General features: G+C 61.7%; 14 protein-coding genes. 6 read left to right on the top strand and 8 right to left on the bottom strand.

Features of this window, described 5'->3' with window-relative positions:
• Window positions 1-2: 2 nt before the first annotated feature.
• From COCCU_RS11905 to COCCU_RS11890, 4 genes are all read right to left on the bottom strand, one after another.
• A complete protein-coding gene (locus COCCU_RS11905; protein ID WP_156231753.1) occupies window positions 3-1997 on the bottom strand; it encodes an acyl-CoA synthetase in 1995 nt (664 codons plus the stop codon).
• 120 nt (window positions 1998-2117) lie between these two features.
• Window positions 2118-4010, bottom strand: a complete 1893-nt coding sequence (locus COCCU_RS11900) for an MFS transporter (protein ID WP_156231751.1) — start codon at window positions 4008-4010, stop codon at window positions 2118-2120.
• A 444-nt stretch (window positions 4011-4454) separates the two neighbouring features.
• Window positions 4455-5093, bottom strand: a complete 639-nt coding sequence (locus COCCU_RS11895; RefSeq protein WP_156231749.1) for a hypothetical protein — start codon at window positions 5091-5093, stop codon at window positions 4455-4457.
• Between the two features lie 263 nt (window positions 5094-5356).
• Window positions 5357-6790, bottom strand: a complete 1434-nt coding sequence (locus COCCU_RS11890; RefSeq protein WP_156231747.1) for a GuaB1 family IMP dehydrogenase-related protein — start codon at window positions 6788-6790, stop codon at window positions 5357-5359.
• Between the two features lie 378 nt (window positions 6791-7168).
• Here COCCU_RS11890 and COCCU_RS11885 point away from each other — a divergent pair, with 378 nt between their 5' ends.
• Complete coding sequence (locus COCCU_RS11885) at window positions 7169-7408, top strand: helix-turn-helix transcriptional regulator (protein ID WP_156231745.1); 240 nt, start codon at window positions 7169-7171, stop codon at window positions 7406-7408.
• A gap of 276 nt (window positions 7409-7684) precedes the next feature.
• Here the strand turns inward: COCCU_RS11885 and cspB are convergent, their stop codons facing one another.
• Complete coding sequence (cspB, locus tag COCCU_RS11880; protein ID WP_156231743.1) at window positions 7685-9238, bottom strand: S-layer protein PS2; 1554 nt, start codon at window positions 9236-9238, stop codon at window positions 7685-7687.
• A 26-nt stretch (window positions 9239-9264) separates the two neighbouring features.
• Here cspB and COCCU_RS11875 point away from each other — a divergent pair, with 26 nt between their 5' ends.
• The 3 genes from COCCU_RS11875 to COCCU_RS11865 all read left to right on the top strand — a co-directional run bounded on the left by COCCU_RS11875 (window position 9265) and on the right by COCCU_RS11865 (window position 13285).
• Window positions 9265-9489, top strand: a complete 225-nt coding sequence (locus COCCU_RS11875) for a hypothetical protein (RefSeq protein WP_156231741.1) — start codon at window positions 9265-9267, stop codon at window positions 9487-9489.
• 657 nt (window positions 9490-10146) lie between these two features.
• Window positions 10147-12906 (top strand): ATP-dependent Clp protease ATP-binding subunit, encoded by a 2760-nt coding sequence (locus COCCU_RS11870; protein WP_231598764.1) that lies wholly within the window; start codon window positions 10147-10149, stop codon window positions 12904-12906.
• Window positions 12907-13114: 208 nt separating this feature from the next.
• Complete coding sequence (locus COCCU_RS11865) at window positions 13115-13285, top strand: DUF4236 domain-containing protein (RefSeq protein ID WP_156231739.1); 171 nt, start codon at window positions 13115-13117, stop codon at window positions 13283-13285.
• Between the two features lies 1 nt (window position 13286).
• On the opposite strand, the gene COCCU_RS11860 is transcribed toward COCCU_RS11865, so the two are convergent.
• Entirely contained in the window at window positions 13287-14168 is an 882-nt protein-coding gene (locus COCCU_RS11860) for an HhH-GPD family protein (protein ID WP_156231737.1), read from the bottom strand.
• Window positions 14169-14235: 67 nt separating this feature from the next.
• On the opposite strand from COCCU_RS11860, the gene COCCU_RS11855 reads away from it, so the two are divergent.
• Both COCCU_RS11855 and COCCU_RS11850 read left to right on the top strand, forming a co-directional pair.
• Entirely contained in the window at window positions 14236-14859 is a 624-nt protein-coding gene (locus COCCU_RS11855; RefSeq protein ID WP_156231735.1) for a carbonic anhydrase, read from the top strand.
• 148 nt (window positions 14860-15007) lie between these two features.
• Window positions 15008-15730, top strand: coding sequence for a hypothetical protein (locus COCCU_RS11850; protein ID WP_156231733.1), 723 nt, complete (start codon window positions 15008-15010; stop codon window positions 15728-15730).
• A 54-nt stretch (window positions 15731-15784) separates the two neighbouring features.
• On the opposite strand, the gene disA is transcribed toward COCCU_RS11850, so the two are convergent.
• Both disA and radA read right to left on the bottom strand, forming a co-directional pair.
• Window positions 15785-16849 carry a DNA integrity scanning diadenylate cyclase DisA gene (gene disA / locus COCCU_RS11845; RefSeq protein ID WP_156231731.1) on the bottom strand — a complete coding sequence of 355 codons (1065 nt, stop codon included), beginning with the start codon at window positions 16847-16849 and terminating at the stop codon, window positions 15785-15787.
• Window positions 16850-16855: 6 nt separating this feature from the next.
• Window positions 16856-18262, bottom strand: coding sequence for a DNA repair protein RadA (gene radA, locus COCCU_RS11840; RefSeq protein WP_156231729.1), 1407 nt, complete (start codon window positions 18260-18262; stop codon window positions 16856-16858).
• Between the last annotated feature and the right edge of the window lie 116 nt (window positions 18263-18378).

Genomic DNA, 18378 nt, shown 5'->3' with positions numbered 1-18378 from the left:
TCTCAGATTTCCGGTGGCGCAGATTCCAGTTCCACTGCAGACCAGCTTCCAGCGTCGAATACCGCTACCCCGGTGGTTTCCGGGGGATTCCACGGTTCGGCGTTGAAGGGCTGGATCGCCACCACGAAGCGGGTGGGGGAGATGATCTGTACAGTAGCGCCACTATTTTCCGGTTTGGGCCACCGGGTGATTTCCTCACCGGAGTCCTGGTCCACGAATACAAGTTCCGGCCCGGCGCTGTTCACAGCAACACCCTTATCAGCAGTCCAGGACCAGGGTGCCTCGCCCATTCCCGTGTGTTCAACGGATTCGACGCGGAAGTCGGGGCCTACGATCACGTGAAGTTCCCAACAGTTGAGGTAATACCGTTCACCAACGCGGGTGGCTTCACCGATGGTAAATCCTTCGGTGTGGATGAGGCAGATCTCCAGTTCGCCATCAAGGTTGGTTCGGGCCAGTGCGGTGCGAGAACCCTCCTCAGTCAAAGCATGTAAGGCGTAGAGCCCTTCCGAGAACCGCGTTATGATCTCCCAGGGTTCCGGAACTACAGGTTCGGAAACCGTGGGCTCCACCGCCGGAGTCCAATACGGAATTTCCGTGGTCACGGCTGCCCCAGGGGTTAAGGGCCAGGCCCGCGCCTCATCGTGGACGACCCTGTCGAAGAAGGAGAGTGAAAAAGAATCACGCAGTGAAACAGGCACGAATGTCTGCCCCAGATATGTGCCCGTTCCGGTGTGCCAGCATCGCAGGACCGGCAGATAGTGAGCCTTCACCCACAGATGCTCACCGACTGCGTGGATGGTGCCGGAGCGGAAAAGTTCTGGCATCAGGGGCGGGGGAGTGGCACCGTCGAGAGTGACGTCCAGGATGATGTCGCGAAGCGAGATTTCACCTTCGTTGTAGGCATCGGTGGTGTCTTCGAGCTTCTGCCAGAGGCGCCGTGAATCGGTGAACCCACCCACTGAACCATAGATTCCTTCGACTTTGACATCGTTAAACACCGACTCCGGATCCCAGGCGGAATAGCCGAACCAACCATCCAGTTCAGCCTCGCGAACCAGGGGCTTAGAAATAGAGGAATAGGTGGACCAGCCATCACCGGTGAAAATCACCGGCCACAGGGGATCAGGGTGGGATTCGTCCAGGTGGCGGATCCAACCGCGCCGGGTGGTCTCCAGCCCTGGCATGGGAGGCTCACCCCGTCGAAAAGCAAGCGGCAATCGCACGGATTCACCAACCTTGTACTGCGGGTAGGAACCCTCCAGGGAGCCGTCGCCGATCCAGATCCGCAGTCGGCGGGGATCTGTGGACTGCGGTGGGAGCTGCTCGAGGAAACCTGGGAGATCCTCGGGCGCGGGCAGCTCAACAGGATTCTTCAACGCGGCCAGCTGTGCATCCCATTCTTCTTTCCAGTCGACGGTTGCATCTTCCCAAGTGGGATCAGACATAACAGAAGGAAAGAGGACACTCACGGCCTCGATGCGTTCACGCTCGGATTCCACGGCCAGGAGGGTGCCGTGTTCCTGATCCACCTCGATCAGCCGGGGATGGTCTTCGAGATGGAGACGGCTATGAGCTGCGCTAGGAATCACCCAGGTGCCACGACCGGCAATCTCACCCTGGAGGATCAGGCTGAGATCAACATCATTGAGGTTCATATTTTTGATCACGGCGGCTGGTTTGAGGAAGAAGCCTGCTATTCCGAGGGTTTGGAGATCGGCGACGTCGACAAGCGCAGGAACCTCGCGCCCCTCAAAGACCCAACGAGTGGCACCGGAACCGCGCACCACGTCCACCTCGCCCCGGAGGGCGTGCACACCGCTCGCGGAGTGGTGGACGGTGAGGCCGGTGGCGTCGAGAGGCAGGAAGAAGGTGGGTTGGGTGACCCAGCCGAAGCGGCTCTCCGGTTCCCGGGTGCGAATAATCTGGAGATCAACGGTGGTGGGCTTCTCAGTACCCCGGCGGATCAGCTCAAGTAATTCAGTCACGCTCTGCATTGGTTCAGGTTAACGCAGGTGATAGGGCTGCGCTGGGTGTTCTCTGCACACATAAAAAAGCAGGCCAGGTCCAACGGGACCCGGCCTACTTCACCATCAATGGCGTGTTGTCGCTACGGCTCAGTTTGCCGTGGCATCCGCCATCTGCAGCAGCTCATCACGGGAGTTGAGGTAGCTGGCGATCGCCAGGCGGTTGATTGCCGAGCGGCTCATGATGCCGACGACGGGGCCATTCTCACCGCGTATCACCGGTACCTTCTTGATATTCGCATCAGACAATGCGGCAACGGCGTCAGGGATCGATGAGCTGACATCGATGGTGAGCACGTCGCGGGTGGCCAGTTTCATGACATTCAGGCCTGCCAGATCGGACATGGCCTGGGCCAGGTCGTCATCAGCACCGATCGCGTAGGAATAGATGGAGGTGGAGGAGGGGTGGGTTGCCGAGAGGTAACGCATGACGTCACCATCGGAGAGGAAACCCGCCAGGGAGCCATCCGCGTTGAGGATGGGTGCTCCGGAGATTCCGCGTTCCGCGAAGGTCTGCAGAGCACTCAGCACAGTCTGATCAGAGGACAGGGCGTACACATCGGTCTTCATGATCGACTCAACAGTGTTGTCCTGGCTCTGCGCAGCCTGGGCTGTCTCAGCCGAACGCTGGGACTGTGCCGAGCGGTGGGCGAGGAATGCCAGGATAATGCCGATGATCGAGGTGATGACCACCAGGGCCACGGCACCACGGAAACCGGTGAGCAAGGAATCGACCTCGCTGTTTCCAGCGTTGATGTTCGAGGCGGTCAGAGCGCCGTAGATACCGGCAGCCAGTGAGGTGCCCACACAACCGGCGATCTGGAAGCTGGTGGAGACCACCGTGACGCCATGCGGACTGGTTTCACGGTCGAGCTGGGACAGCGCGAAGGTCTGTGAGGGCCCGATGACCAGCGCGGTAGCCAGCACAGCGGGAACGTAGAGCAGACCGAAGAGCAGGATGGAGGAATAGCCAGCGGCCACTCCCACCAGAGTGACGAAGATAGCCATGATCAGGAACCCGAGGGGGATCGACCAACGGCCACCGTGGCGGTCGAAGAGACGGCCGGCCAGGGGACCCGCCACAACAGTGAGGAGGATACCCGGTGCCAGGGTGAGCGAAGCACCCAGCGGCGACATATCGCGGGCGGACTGCAGGAACAGCGGGATGATGACGTTCATGGCGAAGACGAACACCAGGCCGAGCATGGTCATCAGAACGCCGATGACGAACGGGGCGTTGGAGAACGGCCGCAGGTCGATCAGGGGATGTTCGATGCGACGCTGGCGGATGACGAAGAGCCACATTGCGATCAGTCCGACGACGGCGGAAATGCCGGCGTAGAGGGCGGCGCCACCGAAGGCAGCGGACACACCGTAGAGGATGCCGACCAGGCCGATTGCCACGAGCAGGAAGGACAGGATGTCCAGAACCGGGCGGCCCAGGGCAGCAACGTTACGCAGAATGATTCCGCCGGCAATCAGCACGAGGAGGGTGAGGCCACCGAAGACCCACATCAGAGTGGTCCACGGTGCGACGGTCAGCAGTGCGCCGGACAGCACGATCGCCAGTGACGGCCCAAGCGTGGTCATTGCGGCCATGATGCCCATGTTCAGACCCAGCTTCTCGCGCGGTGAGACAGCCAGGGTGATGTTCATGCCGATGGGCGTGAGGAGGCCCGTGCCGATGGCCTGCAGCAGACGTGCGATGAGCAGCACACCGAAGGTCGGGGCGAGAGCTCCCACCACCGAACCAACCACCATGATCGCAACAACGGCGACGAATAGCGGCCGTGTGGGGAATCGGTGGTAGAGGACATTGGAGACCGGGACGAACACGGCGGCAACCAGCAGGTAACCGGTGGTCAGCCACTGGACGGTGTTCACATCAACATTGAAGTCCGCCATGATGGGCGTGAAAGCCACATTGAGGAAGGTTTCATTGAAGGTGGCGAGGAAGGCGGCGGCGGCAGCGACCGCAATCATCCACACAGCACGTCTTTGGGAATGCACAGGGGTCGTTTGAGATGGAGGCATAGATTTCCTGACTTTCGGCGGGGGAAAGGCTTATCGACCGTGCCGTGTCAGAAGGTACTTCTAGAGACCTCGCGTGTCGTGTCATCGATGCGCCATAATGGCCAAAGGGCCACAGAGCATTATAACATATCATGCATCTAAATCCCAGTCCATTAATAGGGCATTATGGTGCGGAAATGGCGGGGGTACAGGGCGCAGATATAGCTGATGATGAGGTTCTGACCCCCTGTCGTGCCCACCTCCATAGGAAGGGCCCCGAGACCGGAAAGACCCGCCATGCTGTCCATCCGTGCCGGCGCTTATCGACGCCCCGCCCAACGGCCACCGCGCCCCCTGCACCAGGTACTGGCGCAGGGGGCGCGGTTTATGCCCTGCTGAGGTTTCGCCGGAGAATTAGCCGAACTGGTTCATCAGCTGGCCGTAGCAGGTCTCAGAGGCGACCTGCATCTGCTGGCTCTGCTGCGGAGTCAAGGCACTGTCCTCCACATTGGCGATGGCGTGGGTGAGATCATTCGCGCCCTGGGAGATCAGGTTGTCAGCCAGGCAGCCATAAAGACCGTTGAGGATCTCCGGGGGAATGGAGTTCACATCCTCCCCGGAAGCCTGGGCGGCAGTCGCCAGACCACCGATGACGGCATCCCGGCTGGCAGGGCTATTCTGCTGTGGTGCGGCCTGCTCCGGAGCGGGGGCCTGCTGTTCCTGCGGTGCGGGAGCCGGGGCAGGGGCCTGCGCCTGGGGCTGGGGCTGGTTATCGCGCGCCGAGGCAGGAGCCTCAGCCTCATCCTCTGCCGGGGCGTCCGCAGGGTTCGATTCCTTAGCGGAGGATGCCTCGCTGCTGGGTTCCTCGGACTCGGAGCTCTCGGTCTCCGTCTCGGTTTCCGTGGCTTCGGTGGTGGTTTCCTCGAGGGAGGAGGTCACAGTGGTGGAGGAGGTGGGTTCAGAGTCCGCCTCCTCAGCACTGGAGCAGGCCCCCAGAGCGAGAGTGGAAGCCAGGGCCACAGTGGTGAGGAAACGAGGGGTGAGCCTTTTCATGGAAGGCCTTTCTAGATTCCGGGGAAAGGTATGGGTGCCACCGTACTCGGCGCCCCTGAACTTTGCCGTGGTTACCCCGTTATTTAAAGCGAAAGCCGAGCCCTTCATCAGGGATGGTTCATCTGCCACAGGAAAACCCCCTGTAGCCTGCCGCATCCGGGGGTGAATGCGGTGGGGTACAGGGTGTGGAGAGTGTCCAGATCAGCTGGATCGAATATCGAAGATGCTTGACGACGCCCCACGCAGGGCATCATCCACCGTCTTTAGCGGGAGCCCCGTGGCATGCCCTCGGTGAAACCTGCCGCAGACTGCACCCCGACCACGGCTTTCTCCTGGAAGTCCGGGATGGAGTCCGCACCGGCGTAGGTAAAGGCGGAACGCACCCCGGAGATGATCTTGTCAATCAGGTCCTCCACCCCACCATGCTCTGGGTCAAGGTAGATCCGGGCGGTGGAGATACCCTCCTCAAACATGGCACGACGGGCCCTTTCAAAGGCCGCCACCTCGGAGGTTCGGGCCTCCACCGCGCGGCGCGAAGCCATACCGAAGGACTCCTTGTACATTCGATCATCCCGGTCAAAGTGAAGGTCGCCAGGGGACTCGAAGGTGCCGGCGAACCACGAGCCGATCATCACGTTGGAGGCCCCGGCAGCCAGCGCCAGGGCCACGTCCCGAGGATCCCGGACCCCACCATCGGCCCAGACATGTACCCCGATCTCCCGGGCCACGGCGGCGCACTCCAGAACCGCGGAGAACTGGGGACGACCCACCCCGGTCTGCATCCGGGTGGTACACATTGCCCCTGGGCCAACCCCCACCTTGATGATGTCCGCCCCCGCGGCCGCCAGGTCACGCACTCCGGCGGCGGTGACCACATTGCCTGCTGCCACCGGGATCCCTAATTCCAGAGCGGTGATGCGTTCCAATGTCTGGAGCATGCCTAGCTGGTGGCCGTGTGCGGTGTCCACCACCAGCACATCGACCCCCGCCTCGGCGAGGATTTTCGCGCGTCCCTCAATGTCACCGTTGATGCCGATGGCGGCCCCCACCCGCAGCTTGCCGGCCGCGTCCACGGCAGGGGAGTAGACCTTGGCACGGAGTGCACCCTGGCGGGTCAGGACACCCCGCAGCCGGCCGTGTGTATCAACAACCGGGGCGAGTTTACGGCTGGCTTCACACAGCTGGGTGAAAGCCGCCACCGGGTCAATACCCTCCGGCAGGGTGAGGAGGCTGGTGCTCATCAACGTTTTGACCTGGGTGAAATTATCAGCGTCACGTAAATCCTTGGCGGTGATCATGCCAACCGGGAGTTCATCCTCGACGACTATTGCCGCCCCATGAGAGCGCTTGTGCAGTAGGTTCCGGGCATAACCGACGGTGTGGTGCGGTTTGATGGTGATCGGGGTGTCAAAGACCAGATCCGCGGACTTCACCTTGGCGATGGTTTCCGCCGCGATTTCGGCGGGAACGTCCTGGGGAAGGATGGTGATTCCACCTCGGCGGGCCACGGTCTCCGCCATCCGTCGCCCGGCCACCGCAGTCATATTCGAGACCACCAGTGGAATGGTCGTGCCGGTGCCGTCTGAGGTTGTCAGGTCCACCGACATCCGTGATCCGACATCGGAATGATTGGGCACCATGAACACATCTGAGTAGGTCAGTTCGTAGGTGGGGAGGGTGTCATTGAGAAAACGCATGGTTCAGTCTCCTTCGCGGTCCGGGACCCTATTAAGCCTGAGGGTAGTGAGGTCTTGGGACCTCTGTCTTGAGGGAAGTCAGGGAAAAGATTCAATGCCCCTATTTTGAGGGGCATTATTTTGTTCCTTAGGGCCTTTCTCAGGTGGAATTTCCCGCGACATATAAAGTTTTCTTTTTGCGTATGAAGACGCTGAGAACGAAGCTATTCAATTTTTCTTATCGGGAAGGGTATGGGGTCTATTGGAAACGCTTCCAGAGCAATCGTTTGCAGGTGTACGCAGGGGAAGCCCTGAAAATTACGGGCTTTTAAGGCGGCAACCCGAACGGGTGCAAGGTATGCTTAGGAAAATATTAAAATATTGACCGGGAGGCCCTTTATGTTGCAAAGTGATGAGCTGGTTGCTCCGCAGTTGAGTAAGCGAGAACTAGAAGTTGTGCTCACTTGGTTTTCCTCTACTTCAAAGCGCGAAGCCGCGAAAGAACTGGGGGTTTCGGAAGATACAATCCGCACCCACATCGCCCGAGTTCGTGGCAAGTACATGAGCGTCGGTCGCTCTGCGAGCACCAAATCTGATCTGATGATCCGTCTGATGCAGGACAAGCTCTACAGCCTTTAAGGCCTCAAGTCACTCTTCACATCAGAAGAAGGCACCCTCTTCGTACCAGCCCGGTACGAAGAGGGTGCCTTCTTTGTTCTGTCCTGGGGAATACCACTTAAGCCAGCATCTGTTCGGCCGACGTCGTTGCCATGTCAGGGGAGTGGAGTTTCTGCCCAACGTCAGGGAGAAAACGAAAACCGGGCTCCCAAGTCAATGACTTGGGAGCCCGGTACTTTATCGCCTTCGGCGGATTCCTTTGCTCACCACATGTCCCACATCAGCGGGGCAGTTGATTTAGCGCAGGAAGTCCTGGATGAAGGGGAAAGCAACAGCGATCAGGCCGACGATGCCGCCGATGGCAGCGATCAGGCCGATGATGCCGGTGTTCTCGGAGGAACCGGTGGAACCGTTCTCGATGGGAGCCGGGGTGTTGTTCTTGCCTTCGGCGATAGCCTGGAGAGCCTCGGCGATCTGCTTCTGCAGAGCAGCTGCAGCCTCAGCCTCCTTAGCAAGGCGATCCTTCTCTGCGGCCAGAGCCTCAGCCTCGGCTGCAGCAGCCTCGCCCTGAGCCTTCAGCTGAGCGTCGATGGCCTCAACCTTCTTGACCTCGTCCTGCCAAATGCGAGAGTTCTCGCGGAGGTTCTGGTAGGTGGTGACCGCGAACTCAGCCTTCTCGACCTTGTACTGATCTCCATCGTTGTTGTTGGTCAGATCAGACTCCCAGGCCAGGAAGTAGTCGACGGTGGCCTGATCGGCGTCTGCCAGGAGCGGCAGGTTGTAGTCGACGCCCTCGATAGCAGCGTCAATTGCCTCGGAGTAGAGGGAAGCGAGGGTGACGGTCTCGTCGCCATCGTTGTAGAGGGTGCCGTCCTGGTGAAGCTCAACGAAGCGAGCGGTGGTGGACAGGACAGCCTCGACGGCGCGCAGGGTGTCGCGCTGAGCGGTTGCGCGCTCCAGGAAGAGCTGGCGAACCAGTACGTCTGTCTTCTGAGCCTCGCGGTTAGCGGCAACAGCTGCATCGTAGACGGTCTTGGCGGAGTCGAAGCGGGCGTCGAGCTCGATCTTCAGGGCTTCCAAAGCGGCCATGTGCTCGCGGTTGATGTACTGGCCATCGTCAGTGTCGATGTTCCAGATGCCAGCGAGCTCGTACTGACGGTCAACCTCAGCCTTGAGTTCCTTCAGCTGCTCGTATGCGCTGTGAGCGGTGTCCCGATCGACCGGGTTGTTGGTGACGGGGGAGCCGAAGTGGAGGTACTCGCCCTCCAGATCAGTCAGCGCGGGAAGGGTCTGGAACTCGTCAACGTGAGTGTTAGCGTCGTTGGTGCGCTCGATCAGGTTGTTCTCGGAGGTGACAGCATTCGGCGCGGGGGGGTTGAGGACCTCAACTGCACCATTCAGGTTGCTAACCAGTGCGTCCCAAGCCTCGGTAGCAGCCTGATCCTTTTCCAGAGCGTAGAGCACAGATGCGCGAGCATCCTTGATGTTCTGGGCGGAAGTAGCCAGCTGGGCAGCGGCGTCAGCCTCAGCGTCCTCGAAAGCGATGCGGGCAGCTTCCTCGGAGGGGTCGAAGCCATCGGAACCGAGGTCGATGTACTCGGTGATGAGTGCCTGCAGGTCGTTGGAAGGATCCTGCAGAGCAGCCAGGTAGGCAGCGGTGGCATCAGTCTTGGTGCGCAGCTGGACCTCGGTGATGTTCTGTGCGGTAACCGGGGCGGCAGCGGAGCCATCCTGGTTGTTAACGCCATCGATGGCGGTCTGTGCGACAGCGGGGACGGCCATGCCGGTCATGCCGGTGGCAACAGCGACGGCGCCGGCGAGAGCGGCGGTGCGGAGACGGTTCTTGAACATGAGTTGAAACTCCTGAAGATAAATCGGTGTGGGTTGGAAGACCCGAGGCCGAGCCTTTGGGCCAGCAAGGAAAGTCCACCGCGAAAAGAAAATTACTTAAAGAAGTTCTTATCTTGACGCAATGCCTGGCGACTCAGTCGCTGAGCTACACCTTAGGGAACTTCTCAGTTTTTTGTCTGCTGATCCGTCAAAGTTTTTCACCCGAACGGATGGTTGAAAATATCGAAAAAGCACTGAAAAAGCTCTTATGAGCAGGGGTTATGCCCATTTTGTGACATGAATGCAATCGTTTCGATGATTAAGGAAAAGTTGATTCATTAATCCGAACGGGCGACCAACTGAGGGGGTGATTAGACATTCTTTGTCGATTGTCAGGAGAAACTTTTGCGAAAAATAGAGAGAAAAGTCCCATTGCTGAGCATTTGCCTAACTTTAATTTGCTCTTCGTCAGGCGAATTTCAGTGATTGAGGCTCTCGGCTCGCCTTTTCCGCGGGTGGGGGAGTGGTGGGAAGCGTAATTCCCGTCACTGTCAGGTCTCGCTCCCAGCTTCAAGGTGGAACCGGGCCTATATATAGCAGTATCGCTCGAGTATGTTACATGCCACTTAATGGCGGGTATCCCCTGTTGAAATGCGGTCTAGCGGAGGGCGTTCGGGGCGTCTTTATTGCCCCAGGTGAACTTTCGGGCAACGTGGGGTCGACGGTAAGAGCCGGGTTAAAGGGGTCGGGGTGCCTTATATGTCGCTGTTCGCTACCGGCGTACACCTCAAGAATGTTCCCCCTACCTGCACAGATGCCTCTTTCGAGGGGGCTTTCGGCCCTTTCCTCCCACTAACCTGCAAGGAATTGCCCCGCCCGAACGTTAAAGTGGGTGACATTAAATAGACCGTGAAGGTTAGGGGTAACAGATGTTCGAGAGATTCACTGACCGCGCACGCCGCGTCATCGTCCTGGCTCAGGAAGAGGCGCGCATGCTTAACCACAACTACATCGGAACCGAACATATTCTCCTCGGTCTGATCCACGAGGGTGAAGGCGTCGCCGCCAAGGCCCTGGAGTCCATGGGTATCTCCCTGGATGCAGTGCGCCAGGAGGTGGAGGAGATCATCGGTCAGGGTTCCAAGCCCCACACCGGTCATATCCCCTTTACCCCGCGTGCCAAGAAGGTTCTGGAGCTCTCCCTGCGGGAGGGCCTGCAGATGGGCCATAAGTACATCGGCACCGAATTCCTGCTGCTCGGCCTCATCCGTGAGGGTGAGGGTGTCGCCGCACAGGTGCTGGTTAAACTCGGCGCAGATCTGCCGCGGGTGCGGCAGCAGGTTATCCAGCTGCTCTCCGGTTATGAGGGTGGCCAGAATGATGAGCCGGATGCGCCGCAGGCCGGTGGCCCCGGCCCGGTGGGTGCGGGTTCCGCCCCCGGCGGTGCCGGTGGTGGCCGTGGTGGCCAGGGCGGGGACCGTTCCAACTCCCTGGTGCTGGACCAGTTCGGCCGCAACCTGACCCAGGCTGCCCGCGACGGCAAGCTTGACCCGGTGGTGGGTCGTACCAAGGAGATCGAGCGCATCATGCAGGTGCTGTCTCGCCGTACCAAGAACAACCCGGTGCTCATCGGTGAGCCCGGCGTCGGTAAGACCGCCGTGGTTGAGGGCCTCGCCCTGGACATCGTCAACGGCAAGGTCCCGGAGACCCTGAAGGACAAGCAGGTTTACTCCCTGGATCTCGGCTCCCTGGTGGCCGGTTCCCGTTACCGCGGTGACTTCGAGGAGCGCCTGAAGAAGGTGCTCAAGGAGATCAACCAGCGCGGTGACATCATCCTCTTCATCGATGAGATCCACACCCTGGTCGGCGCGGGCGCTGCCGAGGGTGCCATCGATGCAGCCTCGCTGCTGAAGCCGAAGCTGGCCCGTGGTGAGCTGCAGACCATCGGTGCCACCACCCTGGATGAGTACCGCAAGCACATCGAGAAGGACGCGGCACTTGAGCGTCGTTTCCAGCCGGTTCAGGTTCCGGAGCCCTCCGTCGAGGAGTCCATCCAGATCCTGAAGGGCCTGCGTGACCGCTACGAGGCGCACCACCGCGTGTCCATCACCGATGGTGCCCTGGTTGCGGCTGCGAACCTTGCCGACCGCTACATCAACGACCGCTTCCTGCCGGATAAGGCCGTTGACCTCATCGATGAGGCCGGTGCCCGGATGCGCATCAAGCGCATGACCGCGCCGGAGGGTCTGCGTGAGATTGATGAGCGCATCGCCGATGTCCGCCGTGAGAAGGAAGCGGCCATCGACGCCCAGGACTTCGAGAAGGCGGCTGGCCTGCGCGATAAGGAGCGCAAGCTGGGCGAGGAGCGTGCTCAGAAGGAGAAGCAGTGGCGCTCCGGTGACCTGGAGGAGATCGCCGAGGTCGGCGAAGAGCAGATCGCCGAGGTTCTCGGTGCCTGGACCGGTATCCCGGTCTTCAAGCTGACCGAGGAGGAGTCCTCCCGTCTGCTGCGCATGGAAGAGGAGCTCCACAAGCGCATCATCGGCCAGAACGAGGCTGTTGAGGCCGTCTCCCGTGCGATCCGTCGTACCCGTGCCGGTCTGAAGGACCCGAAGCGTCCCTCCGGTTCCTTCATCTTCGCCGGCCCCTCCGGTGTGGGTAAGACCGAGTTGTCGAAGGCCCTGGCTGAGTTCCTCTTCGGTGAGGATGACGCCCTGATCCAGATCGACATGGGTGAGTTCCATGACCGCTTCACCGCTTCCCGTCTCTTCGGTGCTCCCCCCGGATACGTCGGCTACGAAGAGGGTGGCCAGCTGACCGAGAAGGTCCGCCGCAAGCCCTTCTCCGTGGTTCTCTTCGATGAGATCGAGAAAGCACACAAGGAGATCTACAACACCCTCCTGCAGGTGCTGGAAGAGGGTCGACTCACCGATGGTCAGGGTCGGGTCGTGGACTTCAAGAACACCGTTCTGATCTTCACCTCGAACCTGGGTACCGCTGACATCTCCAAGGCTGTCGGCCTGGGCTTCAGTGGCTCCAGCGAAACGGACTCCGATGCCCAGTACGACCGGATGAAGAACAAGGTCAACGATGAGCTGAAGAAGCACTTCCGCCCTGAGTTCCTCAACCGTATCGATGAGATCGTGGTCTTCCACCAGCTCACCCGCGATCAGATCGTCCAGATGGTGGAGCTGCTCGTCGACCGCGTGGCCAATGCGCTGGTAGCCAAGGACATGGGTATCGAGCTCACGGACAAGGCCAAGGCTCTCCTGGCCCTGCGTGGCTTCGACCCGGTGCTGGGTGCCCGACCGCTGCGTCGCACCATCCAGCGCGAGATCGAGGACGTTCTCTCCGAGAAGATGCTCTACGGCGAGCTCGGTGCCGGCGAGATCGTCACCGTGGATGTCGAGGGCTGGGATGGCGAGGACAAGGACATCACCGCGGCGAAGTTCAACTTCACCCCGCGTCCGAAGCCGCTGCCGGAGGGCGAGTTCTCCGAGCTCTCCGTTGAGGCTGCCGAGGCCATCCAGGATGTCGACGCCGCCGCTGACGGCGATGTTCCGGAAACTGATCGGGTCACCGATGAAGAACTGGACCGCCTCATCGATGAGGGTCGCGTAACCCCCACGGACTCCGGCAACAACGAAGGTGAGCCCGGCCCCCAGCCGGGTGCCCAGCCCCAGAAGTAGGACAAGCTGAACGGCTGAGACCTCAAAGGTTCCGCCCCTGATCCCCGCTCTGCGGAAAGGATCCGGGGCGGGACCTTTTTTCAGGTCCAGATGAGAGCATCGGAAACGTATACTGGGTGGCATCCCCCGCATGTGGGAAACAGTGCAGTATCAGAAACACCACCCATCGGCAGGACCCCCTGGGGTCGGACAGGAAGCAGGCGAAGACATGGGCATCACCTACCGGAAACGCAAGAAGGTCGGGAAGAACAGCTGGCTCAACCTCTCCGGTTCCGGGGCCTCCGCCTCCACGAAGCTCGGCCCGCTGACCCTCAACAGCCGCGGCGGGTTGTGGGTCAAGCTCCCCGGTGGCTTCAACTACCGGGGCCGCTGGAAATAACTTAGGTCGGCAGGTGGAAGAGCCCGGCCTCATTCTGCTCCGCCAGGCCATCCTCCAGCAGGGAATACAGGGCCCGGGAACGCTGTACGGCATCCGGCCAGACCACGTCGATTGCTGACTGGGGCACGGGATGTTCTGCCTCCCGCAGCACCGACATGATCAGGCCACGGACCTGACGATCGGTGCCCACAAATTTCTGCACCCTCCGCTTCGCCGCGGACTTCTCCTCCTCGGAAGGTGCGGGACACCCCGCCTGCTGCCAGGCACACTGGGCCCGCACCGGGCAGATATCGCAGTTCGGTTTGGCGGCGGTGCACACCAGCGCACCCAGCTCCATCAGGGCGATGGAGAACTGTGGCCCGGTGCCATCCTGGGGCAGCAGCTCGGCCACCTGCCCCAGCTCCTTTTTCGAGGCGGGGCCCGGGAGGAAACGGGCGTCGATAAGCCGGTGGTAGACGCGGCGGACATTGGTGTCCACGACCGGCACATTCTGGCCGAAGTGGAAACAAGCTATGGCACGCGCGGTGTAATCACCGATCCCGGGCAATGCCAGGAGCTCAGCAACATCCGCGGGAACCTCACCCTCATGGTCTGCCACGATCTTGCGGGCGCATTCCAGGAGGCGCAGCGCGCGACGCGGATAACCCAGTTTGCCCCAGGCCCGCAGCACCTCATCGGGGGCGGCGGCAGCGAAATCCGCCGGGGTGGGCCAACGGTTGATCCACTCCACCCAGATCGGTTCCACCCGGGCGACCGGGGTCTGCTGGCTCATCACCTCGCTGAGGAGCACCCCCCAGGCGGAGGTCTCGGGGGAGCGCCAGGCGATCTCGCGGGCGTGGGCATCGAACCAGTCAAGAAGACGGAGCTGAATCAGGGAATGCATGATTGATCCAGTCTAATTCTGTGACCGGTGTAACTGTCGGGTCAGGTCTGATGGAAGAATATGAGCCATGCCGATGAAAAATGTCGAAAGAACGCCGCAGGCAGTCTGGGAAGCACTCAAAGAAGGCAACGAGCGCTTCATCCAGTACCGGGCAGAGCGTCCCAACCAGGATCCCACCCGCCGATATGAATTGCGTGCCGGACAAAGCCCCCGCGCGGTGGTGCTGTCCTGCTCGGATTCCCGCGTGCCGGTGGAGATGATCTTTGATGTGGGTCTCGGCGATCTCTTCGTGATCCGCACGGCCGGGGAGATCCTTGACCTCGCCGTACTCAGTTCCCTGGAGTACGCGCTGGAGGAACTCAAGGTGCCGATGGTGGTCGTCATGGGCCACGAGTCCTGTGGTGCAGTCAAGGCCACCGCTGATGCGCTGGACGGGGGACACATCCCCTCCGGACTGCAGCGCGTCCTGGTGGAGAAGGTCAGCCCCTCCATCCTGGTGGCCAAGTCCAAGGGGTACAACACCATTGAGGACTTCGAGCGCGAGCATGTCATTGAAACCGTGGATCAGGTCATCTCGCGTTCCCCGGTGATGCAGCACCGCATGGCCACCGGGGATGTGGGCATTGTGGGGTTGCGTTACCGGCTCACCGATTCGGTCGCGGAGACCGTGATTACCCAGGGCGTGGAATAGGCGCAGCCCCAGACTGGAGGGGGGTGTGGAAAAGCAGGCGCTGGGCAGGGGAAAAGCAATGGCATCGGGGGGAGCGATTTCGGTGCCCGGACCAAGACACACCCCGGTGCTGACCCCACCGTCACAGAAGTCAGAATAAGCTTGAGGTGTGACACCACAGAATCAGCGACTGCCCGAAGAAGTCTACGTCCGCCGCCGCGTCGCGGCCGTCGTCGGTCTTCTCATCGTGGTCGCCCTGGTCGTCTGGGGCCTGGTGGCCCTGGCCAGCGGGGACGGGGAAGAAAGGGAGCAGACCCCTCCGGCAGAGACCACCCAGGCCGCCCAGGCTGAGGAAACCACTGAGTCGGCGGAGTCCGAGACCTCCCCGGAGACCAGTGAGAGCAAGTCCAGCGAAGCCGAGAGCAGCGGAGCGGAAAGCAGCGAAGCGGAATCCGAGTCCGAAACCACCGGGACCACCAGTGCCGCCGGGGAAGGCAAGCAGGACTGCACCCTGGCGGACCTGGAGATCCGTGTCTCCAGTGACCGGCCCAGCTATGGTGCTGATGCCAGCCCCACCTTCTATATGCAGGTGCGCAACCCCACCGAGGCGGACTGCGATATTGACCTGAGCGAGAACACCATGCGCTTCGAGGTCTACGACCTGGCCAGCAACCGGCGGATCTGGTCCGATGTGGACTGCAACGCCCCCATCGGCACCGGTGAGGAAACTTTCTCCGCGGGGGAGGAACGCAACTTCCAGGCGGTGTGGTCGCGCACCACCTCCGCCCCGGACCGCTGCAGCAACCGCCAGCTGGTTCCGGCCGGCTCTTTCTTCCTGCACGGTGTGATCGGGCAGAACGCCTCGAACTCCTACACCTTCAACCTGGGCTAGGCACGCGCCCCAGCGGGCCAGGAGGGGCACCGTAAGCCCCAGGGGGCCCGCAGCCTAGGCCCGCAGCTTGGAGAGCCCGTCATGGACGTGGCGGGCCCAGAGGGAGCCGACATTGTCGATTCCGGCCAGCTCCTCCTCGCTGGCCTCCAGCAGGGCCTGCGCCCCACCCAGGGCGGCGACGATCTTGTCCATGAGGAAGGTCTGCACCCTGGGGATGCGGGACAGCACCCGATAACCCCGCGGGTGAATCCACTGGCTCAGGGACTCCTCGGTGGTGGGCAGCCCCAGCAGCCGGGCCAGGGTGGAGGTCTTGAGCAGTTCAGACTCGCTGAGCTGATCGATCTGGGTGAACACCTCCGCCATATCCGCATCACTGGGCAGCCCCGGGGCCACCAGATAATCACGCAGCAGCAGTTCCAGCTCCCGGTCTGAGTCACCGCGCAGTTCCGTCAGCTGGATGGCCAGCTGCTTGCCGTCCACCCCCAGTTCGAGGACATCCCGGTCGATGCTGCGGCTGACCTCCAGCAGCATGATCTCCCGCTGCAGCACCGCGATCACATCGGTGACGGTGGCGGTGCCGTGGATCTCGGCTTCGAAGAGTCGCTGACTGACCTCATCAAGGCGCTCCCGGTAGCGTTCCAGGGTGGCCAGGGCTTGGTTGGCGCGGTCCATGATGGCCGCCGGTTCCTGCAGCACATGGCGGTGGCCGTCCACATAGACGGTGATGATGTTCATGGACTGGCTGACCGCGATCACGGGATGCCCGGTCATCAGGGCGGTACGTTCCGCGGAGCGGTGCCGGGTGCCGGATTCATCGGTGTGGTAGCTGGAATCCGGCATCAGCTGCACATTGGCGCGGTGGATGCGCGACCCATCAGAAGACAGGATCACCGCCCCATCCATCTTGGACAGTTCCCGCAGCTTGGTGGGCAGCAGGGGCACATCGAACTCGAAGCCGCCGTCACAGATGGCGGCAACCTTCTCATCATCTCCCAGCACGATCAGGGCGCCGGTACGGCCCCGGACGATGCGGTCCAGGCCATCCCGGATCGGGGTGCCGGGTGCCAGGAACTTCAGTGCTTCCGCCAGGCTCATCCGCGGCGGCGTCTTCTCGGTCATGGAGCTTTAGCTTAGTTCCTCCACCAGAGCGAGTGCCTCATCGATGGTGTGCACCGGGTGAACCCGGATGCCGCTCACCTTCAACTTCTCCCCGGCGGGCACGATCGCGCGGTGATAACCCAGGCGGGCGGCCTCCTGGAGGCGACGTTCCAGATTCGGGACGCGGCGGATCTCACCCGAAAGGCCGATCTCCCCGATCACGATCGTCTTCTCCGGCAGGGCCTTACCGCGGTAGGTGCTGGCGGTGGCCAACGCGACGGCCAAATCGGTGGCTGGTTCATTGATCCGGACTCCGCCGACGGTGGCCACATACACCTCCTGCCGGCCGGTTTTCACCGGGGTGCGTTTGGTCAACACCGCCAGCACCATGGGCACCCGGTTGGCGTCCAGACCGGTGACCACCCGCCTGGGGGACTTGGCTTCGGTGTCCACCACCAGGGACTGGATCTCCGCCAGGATGGGGCGCACCCCATCCATGGCCACCGTCACCGCCGAACCATCCGGGGTACGCCCATGCTGGGAGAGGAAGAGCCCGGAGGGGTCCGGCACCTCCTTGATGCCATCCGACTGCTGTTCGAAACAACCCACCTCATCGGTGGCACCGAAACGGTTCTTGATGCCCCGCAACATCCGCAGGCTGGAGTGACGGTCCCCCTCGAAGTTGAGCACCACATCCACCAGGTGCTCCAACACGCGGGGGCCGGCCACATTGCCGTCCTTGGTCACATGCCCCACAAGGAGGATGGGGATGCCGGTGGTCTTGGCCAGGGTGGTCAGCGCAGCGGTCACCGCCCGGGACTGGGCCACACCACCGGCCACACCCTCGATGCCGGACGCCTGCATGGTCTGCACGGAGTCCACGATCAGCAGGGAGGGTTTGATCTGCTCCACATGCCCGAAAACAATGTCCAGGTTTGATTCCGCCGCCAGGTAGAGGGTGTCTCTTAAGGCATTGGTGCGTTCCGCACGCACCCTGACCTGGCCGGCGGATTCCTCAGCGGTGACATAGAGCGCCCTGCGGGTGCCCTCACCCTCCGGCTGTGCCGCCCAACGGTTGGCCACCTCCAGCAGCAGGGTGGACTTACCCACCCCGGGTTCACCGGCCATCAACACCACAGAGCCGGGCACAATGCCCTTACCCAGCACCCGGTCCAATTCCCCGATGCCGGTGGTCTTCGAAATGGAGGCCTTGGCGTCGATCTTGGTGATCGGGGTGGCCGGGGTGGTGGGGGTCAGGCCCTTCGGGGCCTGGGTCATGCCGGATGAGATGCCGGTCCGGGCAGCAGGTGCGCTGGAGACCGCAGATTCCACCAGGGAACCCCAGGCCCCGCAATCAGGGCAGCGGCCCAACCACTTGGAACTGGAATAACCACATTCGGAACAGGTGTGGATGCTGCGTGCCTTTTTAACCATGAGCCAGATCCTAGCCAGGGCACCGGACCTGCCCTGCCCCCGGCCCATCCCCGCAGCTCAGCGGGGGGAGGGGTGAGGTGGGCATCGATAAGCGCGCATGGGTAGGAAACGGAGAA

Origin of the sequence: Corynebacterium occultum (genome assembly GCF_009734425.1) — a bacterium.
Taxonomy (GTDB): Bacteria; Actinomycetota; Actinomycetes; order Mycobacteriales; family Mycobacteriaceae; genus Corynebacterium; species Corynebacterium occultum.
The sequence above is the reverse complement of the archived record's forward strand: the minus strand, read 5'-3'. Positions and strand labels throughout refer to the sequence as shown.